The sequence below is a fragment of the Pseudomonas sp. CC6-YY-74 genome (assembly GCF_002025205.1).
GTDB lineage: Bacteria > Pseudomonadota > Gammaproteobacteria > Pseudomonadales > Pseudomonadaceae > Aquipseudomonas > Aquipseudomonas paeninsulae.
The window spans coordinates 2,861,155-2,878,601 of sequence record NZ_CP019947.1; the positions used below are offsets into that span (position 1 = coordinate 2,861,155).

Sequence of the window (17,447 nt, forward strand, 5' to 3'; positions counted from 1 at the left end):
CTCCTCAACGCAATTTCAAGGTGGCAAGGCCGATCAGCACCAAAATTACGGTGATGATCCAGAAACGTACGATGACGCGGGGCTCGGGCCAGCCTTTCAGTTCGAAGTGGTGGTGAATCGGCGCCATGCGGAACACCCGCTTGCCGGTCAATTTGAACGAAGCGACCTGGATGATCACCGACAGGGTTTCCATGACGAACACCCCGCCCATGATGAACAGCACCACTTCCTGGCGGACGATCACGGCAATGGTGCCCAGGGCTGCACCCAGCGCCAGCGCGCCGACATCGCCCATGAACACCTGGGCCGGGTAAGTGTTGAACCAGAGGAAGCCCAGACCGGCACCGACCAGGGCGGCGCAGAACACGATCAACTCGCCCGCGCCCGGCAGGTAGGGGATGAACAGGTATTCGGCAAACTTCACGTTGCCCGACAGGTAGCAGAAGATCCCCAGGGCGCCGCCGACCATCACGGTGGGCAGGATCGCCAGGCCATCCAGGCCATCGGTGAGGTTGACCGCGTTGCTCGAGCCGACGATGACGAAGTAGGTCAGCACCACGAAGCCAAAGCCCAACTGAATGCTGACGTCTTTGAGCAGCGGCAGGATCAGGGTGGTTTCTGCCGGACTCTGCGCAGTCATATAAAGGAACAAGGCCGCAGCCAGGCCGAATACCGATTGCCAGAAATACTTCCAGCGACTCGGCAGGCCGCGCGAATCCTTCTCGATCACCTTGCGGTAGTCATCGACCCAGCCGATCGCGCCGAACAGCAGGGTCACCACCAGTACCACCCACACATAACGATTGCTCAGGTCGGCCCAGAGCAGCGTGCTGATCGCGATGGCGGAGAGAATCAGCGCGCCGCCCATGGTCGGCGTGCCCTTCTTCGACAGGTGCGACTGCGGTCCGTCACTGCGCACCGACTGGCCGATCTGACGGATCTGCAAAGTACGGATCATCCACGGCCCCAGCCACAACGACAGCGCCAGTGCGGTCAGCACACCGAGAATCCCGCGCAGGGTCAGGTACTGAAAGACCGCGAAGCCCTTGTGGAACTGTTGCAGGTACTCCGCCAGCAGCAGCAGCATTTAGTGACGCTCCATTGGGTGATTCTCGCTGGATATGCCACAGAGCGCCGCCACGACTTTATCCATCGCGGCGCTGCGTGAACCTTTGATTAGAATGGTGGTGTCGCCATGCTCGCTGCGGAGCGCTTCGATCAGACCGGCTTGATCGGCAAAATGCCGGCCATCTGCACCGAACGCGGCAACCGCATGAGCCATCAGCGGGCCAACCGCATAGAGCGCGGCAACCTTGCCAGCGGCATAGCTGCCCACATCGCGGTGAGCTTGCTCAGCCCAGGCTCCCAGCTCGCCCATGTCCCCGAGCACCAGAACGGTGCGACCAGAGAAGCCGGCGAGTATATCAACCGCCGCGCAGATCGACGCGGGGTTGGCGTTATAGCTGTCATCGATTACCCGCACGCCATTACTCGCCAGCTGCGCGACGGCGCGGCCCTTGACCGGTTGCAGGTTTTCCAGGCCATTCTTGATATCGACCAGCGGCACGCTCAGGGCCCGCGCCGCCGCAGATGCAGCCAAGGCATTGGCAACATTGTGCTCGCCGAGCAGGTTGAGCTGGATACGCGCCAGGCCATCGGCACAGTGCAGGGTGAACGCCGAGCAGCCACGTGCATCGCGGTCCAGGTCGCTGACATGGAAGTCGGCCGCCGAATTGTGCAAGGCGAAACTGAGCACGCGCTTGTCGCCTGCCCGCTGTTGCCAGAGCGCAAAGGCCGCATCGTCACGATTGAGCACGGCAACCCCGCCCTCGCCCAGCCCTTCGAGGATCTCGCCTTTGGCCTCGACGATTTTTTCCGGACCGCCGAACTCGCCGACATGCGCGGTTCCGGCGTTGGTGATGATGGCCACCTGGGGCCGGGTCAGCCCGACCGTGTAGGCGATCTCGCCGACATGGTTGGCGCCCAGTTCGATCACCGCTGCGACATGTTCGGGCGCCAACTCAAGGAGAGTCAGGGGCGCACCCAGGTCGTTGTTCAGATTGCCACGGGTAGCCAGCACGGCACCGCCCTGCGCGCCGAACGCCGTGCGCAGAATGCTGGCCAGCATTTCCTTGACCGTGGTCTTGCCGCTGGAACCGGTGACCGCAACCAGCGGACCGCCATAGGCCCGACGATTCAGAGCGCCGAGCCTGCCAAGCGCCAGGCGCGTATCAGCCACCAGCAACAGTGGCAACGGTGCGTCCGCCACTTCCCGCTCGACCAGCGCAGCCACCGCACCCTTGGCGGCGACATCGGCCAGGTAAGCGTGACCGTCGAAGTTCGGCCCGGTCAGCGCAATGAATAGCTGACCCGGCTGAATCGCCCGACTGTCGGTGCTGACCGCATCGAAGGCACAATCTTCACCGATCAGCTGCGCATTCAGCGCCGCGCTGATTTCGCTCAATCGCAGGGCTTTAAGCATGTCCAACCTCCCATGCCGCCAGGGCTTTGCCAGCTTCGACCAGATCGGAGAATGGCTGGCGCACGCCGTTGATTTCCTGATAGTCCTCGTGGCCCTTACCCGCCAGCACCAACACATCGGCCGGGCCGGCGGCGGCGATCAACTGGGCAATGGCCTGAGCGCGACCATGGATGAACTGCACGCTGTCGGGCATCGCAAAACCTGCGCGAATATCGCTGAATATCTGCCCGGGAGCCTCGCTACGCGGGTTGTCGTCGGTGACCAGCACGCTATCGGCCAGACGCTCGACCACGGCCGCCATCAGCGGACGCTTGCCGCGATCACGGTCACCACCACAGCCGAACAGGCACAGCAAACGACCTTTGACATGCGGCCGCAGGGCTTCGAGAACCTTTTCCAGGGCATCCGGGGTGTGCGCGTAATCGACCACCACCAGTGGCTGTTCGGCGCCGCCCAAGCGCTGCATGCGCCCGACCGGGCCCTGCAACTGCGGGAGCACCTTGAGGATTTCGTCGAGCGGATAATCCATGCCCAGCAGCGCACCGACCACGGCCAGCAGGTTGCTCAGGTTGAAACGCCCCAACAGTGCGCTGCGCACGTTACCTTCGCCGCGCGGCGTGACCAGTTTGACCCGCACACCCTGCTCGTCGAACTGGGCGTCGCGGCAGTACAGGTAAGCAGTTGGGTCTTCCAGGCTGTAGCTGATCAGGCGCGAGTCATGCTCGGCACGGGCCAGTTTACGACCGAATTCGTCGTCCAGATTGAGCACCCGGCAACGCAAGCCCGGCCAGGCGAACAAGGCTGCCTTGGCCTCGCCATAGGCATCCATCGAACCGTGATAGTCCAGATGATCGCGCGACAGATTGGTAAAGACCGCCACGTCGAACGCCAGCGCCGTCACCCGGCCCTGGTGCAAGCCATGGGAGGAGACTTCCATGGCCACCGCACGGGCACCGGCATGCTTCATGTCGGCCAGGGTGGCCTGCACGCCGATCGGATCCGGGGTGGTATGCCGACCGAGGGCCAAGGCGTGGTAAAAACCGTTGCCCAGGGTACCGACGATGCCGCAGCGCTCACCCAGCAAATCCAACGCCTGGGCCAACAACTGGCTGACGCTGGTCTTGCCGTTGGTGCCAGTGATGCCAACCAGATGCAACCTGCGGCTCGGCTCACCGTAGAAGCGCCCGGCGATAGCCGATAGCTGACCGGCCAAGCCCTTGATCGCCACCAGCTCAGCGCTGCCGGCCGTCATGCTCGGCGCACCCTCGGCCTCATAGGCCACCGCAGCGGCACCGCGGGCAATCGCGTCGGCAATATGCACGCGGCCGTCCTGCTGGCTACCCGGCACGGCAAGGAACAGATCACCGGGACGCACCTTGCGACTATCCAGGGTCAATTCACGGATCAGCACCGCACTGGCGGCTTCGGGCAACAGTTGATTCAGAGGCATGGGCATCAGATGCGCTCTCCCTTGGCTGCGTTCACTGCAGTCGCTTGCGATTCGACCGGCGGCGCCAGGTTATCCGGCACGACATTCATCAGCCGCAGGGCGCCTGCCATGACTTTGCCGAATACCGGCGCGGACACCAAACCACCGTAGTAACCGCCTTTACTGGGCTCGTCGATGACGATGGCAACGGCAATCCGCGGATCACTGACCGGGCCGAAGCCAGCGAACAATGAACGGTAGGCATTATCCCGATAACCTCTTGAGTCCTTCGAAACCTTGCGCGCGGTACCACTCTTGCCCGCAACGTGGTAACCCGGAACCTTGGCCCGGTACACACCCGCGGGCGCTTCGATCACTTCCTGCAGCATGCCTTGCATGGTCTTGGCGATATTTTCAGGGATCACCTGCACACCGTCCGGCTTGCGATCAACTCGGGTCAACGACAAGGGGACGCTGCGACCATCATTGGCCAGTACCGAGTAGGCATGCGCCAACTGCACAGCCGTCACCGACAAGCCGTAGCCATAAGACAGGGTGGCGGTTTCGGCCTTGTGCCATTCGCGGTGATTGGGCAAATTGCCGACCCGCTCGCCCGGAAAGCCCAGACCGGTATCCTGCCCCAACCCGACCGCCTGCATTACCGAGTAGATGGACTCGCCGCCAATATCGAAGGCGATCTTGCTCATGCCGACGTTGCTCGACTTGATCAGAACTTCGGTCAGATTCAACGGCCCAGTGCTGCGTGAAACATCCCGAATCGTGTACCTGCCAATCTGCAAGGTACCCGGAGACACATCGACGGTATCGGTCGGCTTCCAGCGGCCGCTCTTCAACGCGGCACTCATGGAAAATGGCTTCATGGTCGAGCCCGGCTCGAACACGTCGATCATCGCCCGGTTACGCATGGCGGCCGGCTGCAGATTGCGGCGGTTATTCGGGTTGTAGGTGGGCTGATTGACCATCGCCAGCACTTCGCCGGTCTTCACATCGATCATCACCAGGCTGCCCGCCTTGGCCCCGAACTCGACCAGGGCATTGCGCAACTCGCGATGCGCCAGATACTGCAGGCGCAGGTCGATCGACAGCGCCAGCGCCTTACCTGCCTTGGCATTCTGGGTAACCTGGACATCCTTGATCAAACGACCGCGGCGATCCTTGAGCACTTGACGCTTGCCCGGCACGCCGGCCAGCCACTCATCGAAAGCCAGCTCCATGCCTTCGCGGCCGCGATCATCGATATCGGTAAAACCGACCACGTGCGCGGTCACTTCGCCGCCCGGATAAAAACGCCGAAACTCTTCGATGGCATACACGCCGGGCACCTTCAGGTCGAGCACCCGCTGCCCTTGCTCAGGCGTCAGGCCACGCACCAGGTACATGAATTCGCGTTCGGCATTGGCCTGCAAGCGCTCGCCCAGCCCCTTGGGCTCCTGCCCCAGCGCCGCCGCCAAGGCCGGCCATTGAGCCTTGGCCGCCTGCAACTCCCGACCATTGGCCCAAAGGGTGGTGACCGGGGTGCTCACCGCCAACGGCTCATCATTGCGATCAGTGACCAAACCACGATGCGCAGGAATCGGAATATGCCGCACGCTGCGCGCATCGCCATGGGCCTTGAGAAAATCATGATCGAATACATGCAAATCGATGATGCGCCAGACAATCGCACCGACCATCAGCGCCAGGAGCAGCAGCACCAGGCGAAAACGCCAGGGATAAAGAGCCCCTTCGAGCTTGATCATGGCGCCACCATGCGCACTTCGGCGGCTTCGGGAATACGCATCTTCAGCTGTGCGCTGGCCAGAGTCTCAATACGACTGTGCGCGGTCCAGGTGCTTTGTTCGAGAATCAAACGCCCCCATTCGGCCTGCGCCCTGTCGCGGATGCTCAGCTCGGCATACAGCCCGTTGAGCAACTGCCGATTCCAGTGCGCACTGTAAGAAACCGCCAGCGAGCTGCCGAGCACGCCAATGAACAGCACCAGCATCAGCAGGCTGCCCTTTGGCAATGGCTTGGCGAAGGCCGTACTCATCGCATTTTCTCCGCCACACGCATGACGGCGCTACGCGAGCGCGGATTGGCCTTCAGCTCGGCTTCGGAAGCGAACTGCGGCTTGCCGATCAGTTTCAAACGGGGCTCGAAGGCCTTGGGGATGATCGGCAAGTCGCGCGGGTACTCGTCCCGCTCGCCCTTGGCATGCTTGCGCATGAACTGCTTGACGATGCGATCCTCAAGGGAGTGAAAGCTGATCACCACCAAGCGCCCGCCCACTTCAAGCGTCTCCAGCGCGGCATCGAGGCCACGCTGCAGATCGCCGAGCTCGTTATTGATGTAGATGCGCAGCCCCTGGAACGCGCGGGTCGCCGGATTCTTGCCCTTCTCCCAGGCGGGATTGGCCACCGTCAGCACCTGGGCCAAGTCGGCGGTGCGCTCAAAGGGCTGTTCCGCACGACGCAACACCACGGCACGAGCCATGCGCCTGGCGAAACGCTCTTCGCCATACTCCTTAAAGACCCTGGCAATTTCCTCTTCGCTGGCGCTGGCGATCCACTGCGCCGCACTGACGCCGCGTGCGGGATCCATGCGCATGTCCAGCGGGCCATCGTTGAGGAAGCTGAAACCGCGCTCGGCGTCGTCCAGCTGCGGCGATGAAACGCCCAGGTCCAGCAGAACGCCATTGACCTTGCCAACCAGCCCGCGGACAGCAGCTTCCTCGCCAAGTTCCGCAAAACTGCGCTGCACAACGACAAAGCGGCCGTCTTCGGCCGCTAACTCATTCCCCGTGGCAATCGCCAAGGGGTCTTTGTCAAACCCCAGCAAGCGCCCGTCTAGCCCGAGCCTTTCGAGGATTAACCGGCTATGCCCGCCACGACCGAAGGTGCCATCCAGGTAACAGCCATCCGCACGCACAGCCAACCCGCCGACAGCCTCGTCGAGTAGCACAGTAATATGGCGAAAGCTGCTGGTCATAGTCACAGGATCAAGTCACGTAGTTCGTCGGACAAAGCACCCGGTTGCTTGATGGCCGCCAAATCGGCATCGGCGACCGCATTCCAGGTATCTTCGTCCCACAGTTGAAATTTATTCAGTTGGCCGACCAACATCGCGCGTTTATCCAGCCTGGCGTACTCGCGTAGACGCGGCGGCACCAGAAAGCGACCGCTAGCATCCAGCTCGAGGTCAACAGCATTACCGATCAGCAAACGCTGCAAACGGCGGTTCTCTTCACGGAAGGAGGCCAATTCGCGCAGCTTGTTCTCGATCTGCTCCCACTCAGCCAGTGGGTAGACACAGAGGCAGGGGTCGATGGCATCGATGGTCACGATAAGCTGGCCCGCACAACGCGACACGAGCTCGTCCCGATACCGACTTGGCATCGCGAGTCGCCCTTTGGCGTCGAGACTGATGGCGTTGGCTCCACGAAACACAGCTGCGCTTCCCCTTAAATTAGCTATCCATGCCCCAAAAAACCCACTTCATGCCACTTCTTACCACCTGCGCACACTATAGGAACGCCCACACCCCACCGTCAAGACGCGCCTGGAGGGAAAAACCCTTACAGAACGGCGATTTAGCAAACTAAACAGGAGTAAGAGCGGAGCAATACGCGGAGTTTTTCGCGGCAAGTTGAGCATGTACAGCAAGCTGCACTTCGAACTTAAAGTGATTTGTTAAGAGTAAGATTTTTTTGGTCTTAGAAAAGCGAGGAGTAGAGGTGTCGCGGATAGAAAGGAAAGGTGGAGAGTCGATCTGTAAGCCGGGTTCTGTCGAGGACAGTCATTCCTCTACGACGTACATCACTGCACGCCTTTAGCAACCTACCCGGTTCCAGCGCGGGCCACGCCAATGGAACCCTATTTGGTCTTGCTCCGAGTGGGGTTTGCCTAGCCACGGACTGTTACCAGCCGCGCGGTGCGCTCTTACCGCACCTTTTCACCCTTACCGGCGCCGAAGCGCTTAGGCGGTTATTTTCTGTGGCACTTTCCGTAGGCTCACGCCTCCCAGGCGTTACCTGGCACTCCGCCCTATGGAGCCCGGACTTTCCTCCCCCGCATTTCGCAGAACGAAACACGGCAGCGACTGTCCGATCGACTCTCCGCCGCCAAGGTTACCGGCACGCGCCCGATAGAACAAGGCTCAAGCGTCTTTCTGCCGCTCCAGCGCCGCCTGATAGAGCAGATTCTTGCGCACTCCGGTGATTTCCGCCGCCAACGCCGCCGCTCGCTTGAGGGGCATTTCCTTGAGCAACAACTCGAGCACACGCAGCGCCTCGGCACTGACCGCCGCCTCGCCCTCCGGCGCCTGCCAGCCAGCGACCAGGACCACGCACTCGCCGCGCTGCTGATTGCTGTCAGCCGCCACCCAGGCGCGTAACTCGCTCAATGGCAGGCCCTTGAGCGTCTCGAAGGTCTTGCTGATCTCGCGAGCCAGCAAGGCCGGCCGCTCATCGCCGAACACCGCCTGCATGTCTTCCAGGCACTCGAGGATGCGGTGCGGCGCCTCATAGAAGATCAGCGTGCGCGGCTCTTCCCTTACCTGCTCCAGGCGCGTCCGCCGGCCGGCGGTCTTGGCCGGCAGAAACCCCTCGAAAATAAACCGGTCGGACGGCAAGCCCGCCGCCGACAGCGCCGCAATCAGCGCACAGGCCCCGGCACTGGCACTACGGCGACCCCGGCGGCACGCGCCTGGCGCACCAAGTGATAGCCGGGGTCGGAAATCAACGGCGTACCGGCGTCAGAAATCAATGCCACGTCCTCGCCCGCCAACAGCCGCGCGAGAAAGCGCCCGCCCTGATCACGCTCGTTGTGTTCGTGACAGGCGGCCAGCGGCGTGGCAATCCCGAAATGCTGCATCAGGCGCACGGAGTGGCGGGTGTCCTCGGCAGCAATCAAGGCCACATTGCCGAGCACCTTGAGCGCCCGCGCACTGATGTCGTCCAGGTTGCCAATTGGCGTGGCGACCACATAAAGGGTGCCGGGAGTGGAATTCAGTGCACCGGGACTGGTCACAGCTCGAGCCTCTTCAATCGCAAAAGCGCGCATTGTAGCCCGTTTCACGCCATCGACATCGCGCCAGGGCCAGGCCTTGGGTACAATTCACCGTTCATTTGATCAAGTATCAGGACCGCTTACATGATCGCCTGCCTGCGTCCGCTCCTCGTTCTCTGTCTTGCTGGCTTGCTTACCGCCTGCGCCAGCCCGCCCTCATCCAACCTGGGAGAACTGCCGCGCACCCCTCAAGCCAGCATCGAGCAACTGCTGCAACAGGCCACCGAAAGCAAGCCCGAACAAGCCGCCCTGCTGCGCCTGGCTGCCGCCGATCAGGCTTATCAGCAGAAAAATATCGCGCGTGCCGACAACATCCTCGAACAGGTGCAACTCAGTAGCCTGAAGCCGGCCCAGCAGATCTATGCCAGCACCCTGGCCGCCGAACTGGCATTGGCGCGCGAAAAACCCAAAGCCGCCCTGGAGGCGCTCAGCCATCCCAGCCTGGAGCGCCTGGGAGAACTGCCGATCGAACAACAGGTGCGCACCCAACTGGCTCGCGCCAACGCCCTGCAGGCCGACGGACAGATCCTCGCCGCCGCGCGCGAACGCGTGTACATCGCCCCACTGCTGATAAGCGGCGAGACCGCCACCCGCAACCACGAAACGATCTGGAGCCTGGTCTCCAGCCTGCCAAGCGAGCAACTGCAATCCAACGACGGCGCCGACCTGGCTGGCTGGCTGGGCCTGGCTCAGGCCGCCAAGACTCCTGGCACCGTGCAACAACAGCAAACAGCCATCGATGACTGGCTGGCACAACACCCCCAACATCCCGCCGCTCTGCAATTACCGCCAGCACTGCGCAAACTGCAAGAACTGTCCAGCCAGCCCTTGCAGGAAATCGCCCTGCTGCTACCACAAGAAGGCCCGCTTGCAGCCGTAGCGCGCGCCTTGCGCGACGGCTTTCTCGCCGCCCACTATCAAGCCCAGCAGGCCGGGCAGAACCCGCCGAATATCCAGTTCTATGACAGCTCACGCATGGGCTCACTGGATGAGTTCTACCGCCAGGCACAGGCTGCCGGCGTGCAACTGGTTATCGGCCCACTGGAAAAACCACTGGTCAAACAACTCAGTGATCGCGAGCAATTACCGATCACCACCCTGGCCCTGAACTACAGCGACCCAGGCCAGGAAGGTCCGACTCAGCTGTTCCAGTTCGGCCTTGCTGCCGAAGATGAAGCGCGCGAAGCGGCACGTCGCGCCTGGGCTGACGGCATGCGCAGCGCAGCGGCCCTGGTGCCGCGCGGTGATTGGGGCGACCGGGTACTCGATGCCTTCCGGCAGAGCTGGCAAGCCCAGGGCGGCACCCTGATCGCCGCCGAACATGTTGACCAGCCCGTCGAACTGGCGCGGCAAATCGCCGAACTGTTCCAACTGCGTGAAAGCGAAGCACGCAGCAAGCGCCTAAAGAACACCCTGGGCACTGCGGTGGCCGCGCAGCCGGCACGGCGCCAGGACATCGACTTCATCTTCCTTGCGGCCACCCCGCAGCAAGCGCAACAGATCAAACCGATCCTGGCCTTCCAATACGCTGGCGACGTGCCCGTGTATGCCACTTCGCACCTGTTTACCGGCAACCACAGCGATGCGCAATATCACGACCTGAACGGCATCCGCTTTTGCGAAACGCCCTGGCTGCTGAACGTCAACGACCCGGTACGCCAGCAAGTCGAAAGCCAATGGCCACAGGCCGGAGGCAGTCTCGGCCGCCTCTACGCCATGGGTGCCGACGCCTACCTCCTGGCGCCGCGCCTGAGCCAGCTCAAGGCCTTGCCGGATACCCGGATCGACGGCCTGTCCGGCAGCCTCAGCCTCAACCCGGCGCAGCGCATTGAACGCCAACTGCCCTGGGCCGAGTTTCGCGACGGTCGCGTCGAGCGCCTGCCAGACAACCTCAATTGATCGACCACCGCAGCACGCAAAGCAGCGGCAAGGCTGCCGAAGAGCTGGCCCGCCTGCATCTGCAGCAACACGGCCTGAAGCTTCTGGCGCAGAACTGGAGCTGCCGCCGCGGCGAGCTTGATCTGGTCATGCTCGACATCGATACAGTAGTATTCGTCGAAGTCCGCTATCGTCGGCACTCCACCTGGGGCGGCGCCGTGGAGAGCGTCGACGCCCGCAAGCGCGACAAGCTCACGAAAGCAGCCATGCACTTTTTGCAGCAGGAATCGCGCTGGGCCAAACACCCTTGTCGGTTCGACGTGATTGCCATAACCGCCGAAGGCAACTCGACTCCCGGGCTGAACTGGATTCAAAACGCCTTTGACACCTGAACCGGCGCCACACTGAAGGTTAAATCTCTGATGGAAATGCAAGACCGCATCCGCCAACTGTTCCTGGCCAGCATTGAAACCAAGCAACAGGCTTTGGAAGTACTGGTTCCCTTCATCGAGCAAGGCAGCCTGGCCATGGTTCAGGCGCTGCTCAGCGAGGGCAAGATTCTCACCTGCGGCAACGGCGGATCGGCCGGCGACGCCCAGCACTTCTCCTCCGAACTGCTTAACCGCTTCGAGCGCGAACGCCCGAGCCTGCCGGCCATCGCCCTGACCACCGACAGCTCGACCATCACCTCGATCGCCAACGACTACAGCTACAACGAAATTTTTTCCAAGCAAATCCGCGCACTCGGCCAGCCGGGCGACGTGCTACTGGCGATATCCACCAGCGGCAACTCGGCCAACGTGATCCAGGCCATACAGGCCGCCCATGACCGTGAAATGACCGTGGTCGCCCTCACGGGCCGCGATGGCGGCGGCATGGCCTCACTGCTGCTGCCGGAAGATGTGGAAATTCGCGTACCGTCGAAGACCACCGCACGCATTCAGGAAGTCCATCTACTGGTGATCCACTGCCTGTGCGACCTGATCGACCACCAACTGTTTGGGAGTGAAGAATGACCCGTTCGCCACTGATTCTTGCCGGACTGCTGTGCAGCCTGATTCTTGCCGGCTGCGGCAGCCGCAGCATCGGCAACAAAATCGATGACCAGTTCATCGCCCCACAAGTCAGCGCCAATATCGCCCGCGCTCACGCCGACCTGACCGACCCAACCTCGCACATCGTGGTCACCAGTTACAACGGCGTGGTGCTGCTGGCCGGTCAGACGCCACGCAGTGAACTGAAAAGCACCGCCGAACAGGCGACACGCAAGGTTCAAGGCATCACCAAGGTGCATAACGAACTGCAGGTACTGCAGCCGACCTCGCTGCTCGCGCGTAGCAACGACACGCTACTGACCACCAAGATCAAGACCCAGATGGTCACCGACGCCAGCGTACCGAGCTCGCGGATCAAGGTGATCACCGAGAACGGCATCGTCTACCTGCTGGGCCTGGTTTCACGCCAGGAAGCCAATCGGGCGACCAACGTGGTACAGGGCACCTCCGGCGTGCAGAAGATCGTCAAACTGTTCCAATACACTGACTGATCTTTGCACGAACACAAAAAAGGCGATCCAGTGGATCGCCTTTTTTGTTTACTTGACCACCTTCAGGCTGGGCCGCCCGCTGGGACGCGGCGGCTCGCCGTCCGGCGGTCCCTGATCATCCGGGCTATCGCCCTCTTCATCATCCGGCACCGGCGGCTCCAGATCGAAGACCATGCCCTGACCATTCTCCCGCGCATAAATTGCCAGTATGGCTGCAGCCGGGACGTACAGGCTGTGCGGCGCCCCACCGAAGCGCCCCTCGAAGCTCACCGCCTCGTTATCCATATGCAGATGACGCACCGCGCTGGGCGAGACGTTAAGCACTATCTGCCCATCACTGGCGAAGCCTGGCGGCACTTGCACACCGGAAAACTCGGCGTTGACCAACAAATGCGGAGTGCAATCGTTGTCGACGATCCACTCGTAAAGTGCACGAACCAGGTAAGGACGACTGGAATTCATCAAAGCCTCCTCAGCTTCAGCGCATATCGCGCTCAACGGGGGAAAGACTGGCCTGAAAGGCCTCGCGGGCAAACTGGCGGTCCATATAGTCGAGCAACGGCTTGGCTGGCTTGCCTAACTCGATACCCAGCACCGGCAGGCGCCAGAGCAGCGGCAGCAGGCAACAATCCACCAAGCTCATCTCATCACTGAGAAAGTACGCCTTGTCGGCGAACAGCGGCGAAACGCCGGTGAGGCTCTCGCGGAGTTCTTTGCGGGCCTGCACGCGAGCCGGCTCCTTGCTGCGCGGATCGAGGATAAGGTCGACCTGAGCACACCAATCTCGCTGAATACGATGAATCAGCAGGCGGCTATTGGCCCGCGCCACCGGATAAACCGGCAACAACGGTGGATGTGGATAGCGCTCATCCAGATATTCCATCACCACGGTCGACTCGTACAACGCCAAATCACGGTCGACCAGGGTCGGCAGGCTGGCATAGGGGTTGACCTCCAGCAGCCTTGCCGGGTAACGGCCCTTTTCGACACTGATGATCTCGGCGCTGACACCCTTCTCGGCGAGCACGATGCGTACGCGGTGGGAATAGTGGTCGGCGGGGTCGGAGTAGCAGGCTAACCGGTTGGTCACGCTCATGGCGGTCCTCCTCGCTTATATAGGTTATTGGAAGCAGAAAAGACTGCGCGCCCAAAGGGGCGCGCAGGACAACATTGCAGCAACAAACGATTAATGCACGTCCTTCCAGTACTCACGCTTGAGCAGGTAGGCGAAGACGAAGAAGAAGGCCAGATACAGCAGCACGTAAGCGCCGACACGCTGACTTTTCAGCTTCACCGGATTAGCCGAGTAAGCCAGGAAGGTCACCAGATTCTTGATCTTGGTGTCGAACTCTTCTTCGCTCAGGGCACCGCTTTTCGGCTCGATGACCAACTGATCGCAGGCCTCATGCGTTATTGGCGTGCCCGACAACGGATCGAACTGCTTCTTGCCATCCTCGACGACCTGAACCTGCTTGCAACCTATGTACTGACGCCCTTGCAGGGAGGCCAGCACGTTCGGCATACCGACGTTCGGGAACACCTTGTTATTGGCGCCCAGCGGACGGCTCGGATCATCGTAGAACGTACGCAGGTAGGTATACAGCCAGTCGGTGCCACGCACACGAGCGACCAGAGTCAGATCCGGAGGCGCTGCCCCGAACCAGACCTTGGCATCCTCGACCTGCATGCCAATCTTCATGTGCTCGCCAATCTTGGCGCCACTGAAGATCAGGTTGTCCAGCATCAACTCATGCGGGATACCCAGGTCATCGGCCACACGCTCATAGCGCTGGAACTTGGCGCCATGACAACCCATGCAGTAGTTGGCGAAGGTACGCGCACCATCCTGCATGCCGGCCTTGTCGGTCAGGTCAATTTCGACTTCATCCAAATGCACGCCGGCTTCACTAGCGAAAGCGAAGACTGGCAGCGCAGCAATAACAAACGCAGCAAATAGCTTTTTCATCAGCCAGTCACCCTTTCCGGAACCGGTTTGGTCTTCTCCATCCTGGTATAGAACGGCATCAGGATGAAGTACGCGAAGTACAGGAAGGTACACACCTGCGCCAGCAGGGTGCGGCCCGGGGTCGGCGCAAGTACGCCCAGCACGCCCAGAATCACGAAGGACACGCAGAACACCAGCAGCCAGATCTTGCTCAGCCAGCCCTTGTAACGCATCGACTTGACCGGACTACGATCCAGCCACGGCAGCACGAACAGCACGGCAATGGCGCCACCCATGGCGATGACCCCCATCAGCTTGTCGGGGATAGCACGCAAGATCGCGTAGAACGGGGTGAAGTACCAGACGGGAGCAATATGCGCTGGCGTCTTCAGCGCGTTGGCCTCTTCGAAGTTGGGCTTCTCGAGGAAGTAGCCGCCCATTTCCGGGAAGAAGAACACGATGAAGCAGAAGATGAACAGGAACACCACCACGCCGACGATGTCTTTCACGGTGTAGTAGGGATGGAAAGGAATGCCATCGAGCGGTATGCCGTTCGCGTCTTTCTTCTTCTTGATTTCGACGCCGTCGGGGTTGTTCGAACCGACTTCGTGCAACGCCAGGATGTGCAGGACAACCAGACCGAGGATCACGATTGGCAGCGCAACCACGTGCAGGGCGAAGAAGCGGTTCAGGGTGATCCCGGAGATCAGATAGTCACCGCGAATCCACTGCGTCAGATCCGCACCAATGACCGGAATGGCACCGAACAGCGAGATGATCACCTGCGCCCCCAGTAGGACATCTGCCCCCATGGCAGCAGATAGCCCATGAATGCTTCAGCCATCAGCATCAGGTAGATCAGCATACCGAAGATCCACACCAGCTCGCGTGGCTTCTGGTAGGAGCCATAGAGCAGACCGCGGAACATGTGCAGATAGACCACCACGAAGAATGCCGAAGCACCGGTGGAGTGCAGGTAGCGCAGAATCCAGCCGTACTCGACGTCACGCATGATGTATTCGACCGAAGCAAACGCCTCTTCAGCCGACGGCGTGTAGCTCATGGTCAGCCAGACGCCGGTGACGATCTGATTGACCAGCACCAGCAGTGCCAGGGAGCCGAAGAAGTAGAAGAAGTTGAAGTTCTTCGGTGCGTAATACTTGCTCAGATGGTCTTCAAACATCTTGGTGGCCGGGAAGCGCGCATCCACCCATTCCATGAACTTACTCATCATGCTTGCTCCTGGTCCACACCGATGATGATCACATCATCCGACTCGTACATGTGCGGTGGCACCGGCAGGTTCAAGGGCGCAGGCTGCGCTTTGTAGACCCGGCCAGCGAGGTCGTAGCGAGAACCGTGGCAAGGGCAAAAATATCCCCCGACCCACTCGGCGCCGAGATCGGCAGGCGCCACTTCCGGACGGAAGGACGGAGCACAGCCCAAGTGAGTGCACAACCCGACCAGCAGCAGCAGCTCCGGCTTGATTGAACGGGTTTTCGGATCGACATAGCTCGGCTGATCAGACGCCTGAGATTCGATATCGGCCAGTCGCGGCTCAAGCTTGATCAGATTGCTGAGAATTTCCTCGGTACGGCGCACGATAAAAACCGGTTGCCCCCGCCACTCGGCAACCATTTGCTGGCCAGGCTCGATCTTGCCAACATTCACCTTCACAGGTGCACCGGCAGCTTTAGCCTTAGCGCTCGGGAACCATGACCCCACGAACGGGACCGCGGCACCCACCGCTCCAGCAGCACCCACCACAGAGGTGGCCGCCACCAAGAAGCGACGCCGGCCTGCATTCACGCCGTCATTGCTCATTCAGTCGTCTCCCATCAGCGTTGTGGCCTGTTGTCAGGCCTCTACTAGGTAAAAATCGAGTCGCGCAAAAAATCCGCCAAATGGTAAAGAAAAGCCCCTAATCTGACAAGGCAATTACCTTACAGAAAACAGCTCAATCCCTTACAGCGCACGGCGCGCACGGCTGCGGCATGATGCCGCAGAGAACCAGTCGCCCAAAAAAAACGCCCAGTTCCAAAAGGAAACCGGGCGCTTTTGAACGCAAGTAGCGAATTAACGCTTGGAGTACTGCGGACGCTTACGCGCTTTACGCAGACCAACCTTCTTACGCTCAACTTCACGAGCATCACGAGTCACGAAGCCAGCCTTGCGCAGAGCAGGACGCAGCGATTCGTCGTAGTCCATCAGCGCACGAGTGATGCCGTGGCGGATTGCGCCAGCCTGACCACTCACGCCGCCACCGAGAACGGTGACGTAGATATCGAACTTCTCGGTCATTTCAACCAATTCCAGCGGCTGACGAACTACCATGCGGGCAGTTTCGCGACCGAAGAAACCGTCGAGAGTACGGTTATTGATAGAGATTTTGCCAGTACCAGCACGCATGAACACGCGAGCGGTTGCAGTCTTGCGACGGCCAGTGCCGTAATTTTGAGTCGCCGACATAATGAACTATTCCGTTAAAACTTCAGTTCTTGGGGCTGCTGAGCAGTGTGAGGGTGAGCAGCGCCCGCATACACTTTCAGCTTACGGTACATGTCGCGACCCAGCGGATTCTTCGGCAGCATGCCTTTGACCGCGGTCTCGATCACACGTTCTGGCGCCTTGGCGATCAACTTTTCGAAGCTGATCGACTTGATGCCGCCCGGAAAACCGGAGTGAGAGTAGTACATCTTGTCGGTGGTCTTGGCACCAGTCACACGTACCTGCTCTGCATTGATCACGACGATGTAGTCGCCGGTATCTACGTGCGGAGTGTACTCAGGCTTATGCTTGCCACGCAGACGGCTGGCAATTTCGGTAGCCAGACGACCCAGTGTCTGACCCGCAGCGTCGACGACGAACCAGTCGCGCTTTACTGTTTCCGGTTTAGCAGTAAAAGTTTTCATTCTTTATAGCCTCAGGGGCCGCCCTGATAAATAAGACGGCGGATCTTACTGAATAGTGCTTACTTTGACAAGTCAAAGGCAGCCGAAAACGGGCGCTATCGGGGGCTCGGGTCAGCGCGTCCGTAATACGGCAAGATTCTTCGGCAGGCGGCGCATCACTTCCACCGCAGAAAGAGGTGCGCAATTATG

17 protein-coding genes, 1 other RNA gene and 2 pseudogenes are annotated in these 17,447 nt (G+C 60.7%); 4 read left to right on the plus strand and 16 right to left on the minus strand.

The genetic code is table 11. The annotated features are described in order from the left end of the window. Window positions 1–4: 4 nt before the first annotated feature. The 9 genes and pseudogenes from mraY to rsmI all read right to left on the minus strand — a co-directional run bounded on the left by mraY (window position 5) and on the right by rsmI (window position 8,971). A complete protein-coding gene (gene mraY / locus B2D37_RS13075) occupies window positions 5–1,087 on the minus strand; it encodes a phospho-N-acetylmuramoyl-pentapeptide-transferase (RefSeq protein WP_079203097.1) in 1,083 nt (360 codons plus the stop codon). Continuing rightward, entirely contained in the window at window positions 1,088–2,482 is a 1,395-nt protein-coding gene (gene murF / locus B2D37_RS13080; RefSeq protein WP_079203098.1) for a UDP-N-acetylmuramoyl-tripeptide--D-alanyl-D-alanine ligase, read from the minus strand. After that, a complete protein-coding gene (locus B2D37_RS13085) occupies window positions 2,475–3,938 on the minus strand; it encodes a UDP-N-acetylmuramoyl-L-alanyl-D-glutamate--2,6-diaminopimelate ligase (protein ID WP_079203099.1) in 1,464 nt (487 codons plus the stop codon). Before B2D37_RS13085 ends, murF begins: the two co-directional genes overlap by 8 nt. Further along, window positions 3,938–5,671: a penicillin-binding protein 2 gene (locus tag B2D37_RS13090; RefSeq protein WP_079203100.1), complete on the minus strand. Its 1,734-nt coding sequence runs from the start codon at window positions 5,669–5,671 to the stop codon at window positions 3,938–3,940. Before B2D37_RS13090 ends, B2D37_RS13085 begins: the two co-directional genes overlap by 1 nt. After that, window positions 5,668–5,961 carry a cell division protein FtsL gene (gene ftsL / locus B2D37_RS13095; RefSeq protein ID WP_079203101.1) on the minus strand — a complete coding sequence of 98 codons (294 nt, stop codon included), beginning with the start codon at window positions 5,959–5,961 and terminating at the stop codon, window positions 5,668–5,670. Before ftsL ends, B2D37_RS13090 begins: the two co-directional genes overlap by 4 nt. Further along, a complete protein-coding gene (gene rsmH / locus B2D37_RS13100) occupies window positions 5,958–6,899 on the minus strand; it encodes a 16S rRNA (cytosine(1402)-N(4))-methyltransferase RsmH (RefSeq protein WP_177345223.1) in 942 nt (313 codons plus the stop codon). The genes ftsL and rsmH overlap by 4 nt, the downstream gene beginning before the upstream one ends. Before the next feature lie 2 nt (window positions 6,900–6,901). After that, a complete protein-coding gene (gene mraZ, locus B2D37_RS13105) occupies window positions 6,902–7,357 on the minus strand; it encodes a division/cell wall cluster transcriptional repressor MraZ (protein WP_079203103.1) in 456 nt (151 codons plus the stop codon). A 309-nt stretch (window positions 7,358–7,666) separates the two neighbouring features. Next, an RNA gene (gene rnpB / locus B2D37_RS13110) (RNase P RNA component class A) lies at window positions 7,667–8,025 on the minus strand. 41 nt (window positions 8,026–8,066) lie between these two features. Continuing rightward, window positions 8,067–8,971: pseudogene (gene rsmI, locus B2D37_RS13115) on the minus strand (16S rRNA (cytidine(1402)-2'-O)-methyltransferase). Between the two features lie 90 nt (window positions 8,972–9,061). Here rsmI and B2D37_RS13120 point away from each other — a divergent pair. From B2D37_RS13120 to B2D37_RS13135, 4 genes are read left to right on the plus strand one after another with little or no spacing between them, the layout of a single operon-like run. After that, window positions 9,062–10,876, plus strand: coding sequence for a penicillin-binding protein activator (locus B2D37_RS13120; RefSeq protein WP_079203104.1), 1,815 nt, complete (start codon window positions 9,062–9,064; stop codon window positions 10,874–10,876). Next, entirely contained in the window at window positions 10,876–11,247 is a 372-nt protein-coding gene (locus B2D37_RS13125; protein ID WP_154067184.1) for a YraN family protein, read from the plus strand. The genes B2D37_RS13120 and B2D37_RS13125 overlap by 1 nt, the downstream gene beginning before the upstream one ends. Before the next feature lie 30 nt (window positions 11,248–11,277). Beyond that, window positions 11,278–11,871, plus strand: coding sequence for a phosphoheptose isomerase (locus B2D37_RS13130; RefSeq protein ID WP_079203106.1), 594 nt, complete (start codon window positions 11,278–11,280; stop codon window positions 11,869–11,871). Continuing rightward, window positions 11,868–12,401: a BON domain-containing protein gene (locus B2D37_RS13135; RefSeq protein ID WP_079203107.1), complete on the plus strand. Its 534-nt coding sequence runs from the start codon at window positions 11,868–11,870 to the stop codon at window positions 12,399–12,401. The genes B2D37_RS13130 and B2D37_RS13135 overlap by 4 nt, the downstream gene beginning before the upstream one ends. A 48-nt stretch (window positions 12,402–12,449) precedes the next feature. On the opposite strand, the gene B2D37_RS13140 is transcribed toward B2D37_RS13135, so the two are convergent. From B2D37_RS13140 to rplM, 7 genes and pseudogenes are all read right to left on the minus strand, one after another. Further along, window positions 12,450–12,863 (minus strand): ClpXP protease specificity-enhancing factor, encoded by a 414-nt coding sequence (locus B2D37_RS13140; RefSeq protein WP_079203108.1) that lies wholly within the window; start codon window positions 12,861–12,863, stop codon window positions 12,450–12,452. A 16-nt stretch (window positions 12,864–12,879) separates the two neighbouring features. Then, window positions 12,880–13,497 carry a glutathione S-transferase N-terminal domain-containing protein gene (locus B2D37_RS13145; RefSeq protein ID WP_079203109.1) on the minus strand — a complete coding sequence of 206 codons (618 nt, stop codon included), beginning with the start codon at window positions 13,495–13,497 and terminating at the stop codon, window positions 12,880–12,882. A 90-nt stretch (window positions 13,498–13,587) separates the two neighbouring features. Continuing rightward, window positions 13,588–14,367, minus strand: a complete 780-nt coding sequence (locus B2D37_RS13150) for a cytochrome c1 (protein ID WP_079203110.1) — start codon at window positions 14,365–14,367, stop codon at window positions 13,588–13,590. Then, window positions 14,367–15,577 (minus strand): annotated as a pseudogene (locus tag B2D37_RS13155) (cytochrome bc complex cytochrome b subunit). The gene B2D37_RS13150 and the pseudogene B2D37_RS13155 overlap by 1 nt, the downstream one beginning before the upstream one ends. Then, on the minus strand, window positions 15,577–16,170 hold the full coding sequence (petA, locus tag B2D37_RS13160) for a ubiquinol-cytochrome c reductase iron-sulfur subunit (RefSeq protein ID WP_079203111.1): 594 nt from the start codon (window positions 16,168–16,170) through the stop codon (window positions 15,577–15,579). Before petA ends, B2D37_RS13155 begins: the two are co-directional and overlap by 1 nt. A 252-nt stretch (window positions 16,171–16,422) precedes the next feature. Then, window positions 16,423–16,815 (minus strand): 30S ribosomal protein S9, encoded by a 393-nt coding sequence (gene rpsI, locus B2D37_RS13165; RefSeq protein WP_079203112.1) that lies wholly within the window; start codon window positions 16,813–16,815, stop codon window positions 16,423–16,425. Window positions 16,816–16,829: 14 nt separating this feature from the next. Then, window positions 16,830–17,258, minus strand: coding sequence for a 50S ribosomal protein L13 (rplM, locus tag B2D37_RS13170; RefSeq protein ID WP_079203113.1), 429 nt, complete (start codon window positions 17,256–17,258; stop codon window positions 16,830–16,832). Window positions 17,259–17,447: the final 189 nt, after the last annotated feature.

What these genes read in the sequence shown, in the direction of transcription:
- mraY (WP_079203097.1), bottom strand. Translation starts at nt 1,087, where the DNA reads ATGCTGCTGCTGCTGGCGGAGTACCTGCAACAGTTCCACAAGGGCTTC.
- murF (WP_079203098.1), bottom strand. Translation starts at nt 2,482, where the DNA reads ATGCTTAAAGCCCTGCGATTGAGCGAAATCAGCGCGGCGCTGAATGCG.
- B2D37_RS13085 (WP_079203099.1), bottom strand. Translation starts at nt 3,938, where the DNA reads ATGCCCATGCCTCTGAATCAACTGTTGCCCGAAGCCGCCAGTGCGGTG.
- B2D37_RS13090 (WP_079203100.1), bottom strand. Translation starts at nt 5,671, where the DNA reads ATGATCAAGCTCGAAGGGGCTCTTTATCCCTGGCGTTTTCGCCTGGTG.
- ftsL (WP_079203101.1), bottom strand. Translation starts at nt 5,961, where the DNA reads ATGAGTACGGCCTTCGCCAAGCCATTGCCAAAGGGCAGCCTGCTGATG.
- rsmH (WP_177345223.1), bottom strand. Translation starts at nt 6,899, where the DNA reads ATGACCAGCAGCTTTCGCCATATTACTGTGCTACTCGACGAGGCTGTC.
- B2D37_RS13120 (WP_079203104.1), top strand. Translation starts at nt 9,062, where the DNA reads ATGATCGCCTGCCTGCGTCCGCTCCTCGTTCTCTGTCTTGCTGGCTTG.
- B2D37_RS13130 (WP_079203106.1), top strand. Translation starts at nt 11,278, where the DNA reads ATGGAAATGCAAGACCGCATCCGCCAACTGTTCCTGGCCAGCATTGAA.
- B2D37_RS13135 (WP_079203107.1), top strand. Translation starts at nt 11,868, where the DNA reads ATGACCCGTTCGCCACTGATTCTTGCCGGACTGCTGTGCAGCCTGATT.
- B2D37_RS13140 (WP_079203108.1), bottom strand. Translation starts at nt 12,863, where the DNA reads ATGAATTCCAGTCGTCCTTACCTGGTTCGTGCACTTTACGAGTGGATC.
- B2D37_RS13145 (WP_079203109.1), bottom strand. Translation starts at nt 13,497, where the DNA reads ATGAGCGTGACCAACCGGTTAGCCTGCTACTCCGACCCCGCCGACCAC.
- B2D37_RS13150 (WP_079203110.1), bottom strand. Translation starts at nt 14,367, where the DNA reads ATGAAAAAGCTATTTGCTGCGTTTGTTATTGCTGCGCTGCCAGTCTTC.
- petA (WP_079203111.1), bottom strand. Translation starts at nt 16,170, where the DNA reads ATGAGCAATGACGGCGTGAATGCAGGCCGGCGTCGCTTCTTGGTGGCG.
- rpsI (WP_079203112.1), bottom strand. Translation starts at nt 16,815, where the DNA reads ATGTCGGCGACTCAAAATTACGGCACTGGCCGTCGCAAGACTGCAACC.
- rplM (WP_079203113.1), bottom strand. Translation starts at nt 17,258, where the DNA reads ATGAAAACTTTTACTGCTAAACCGGAAACAGTAAAGCGCGACTGGTTC.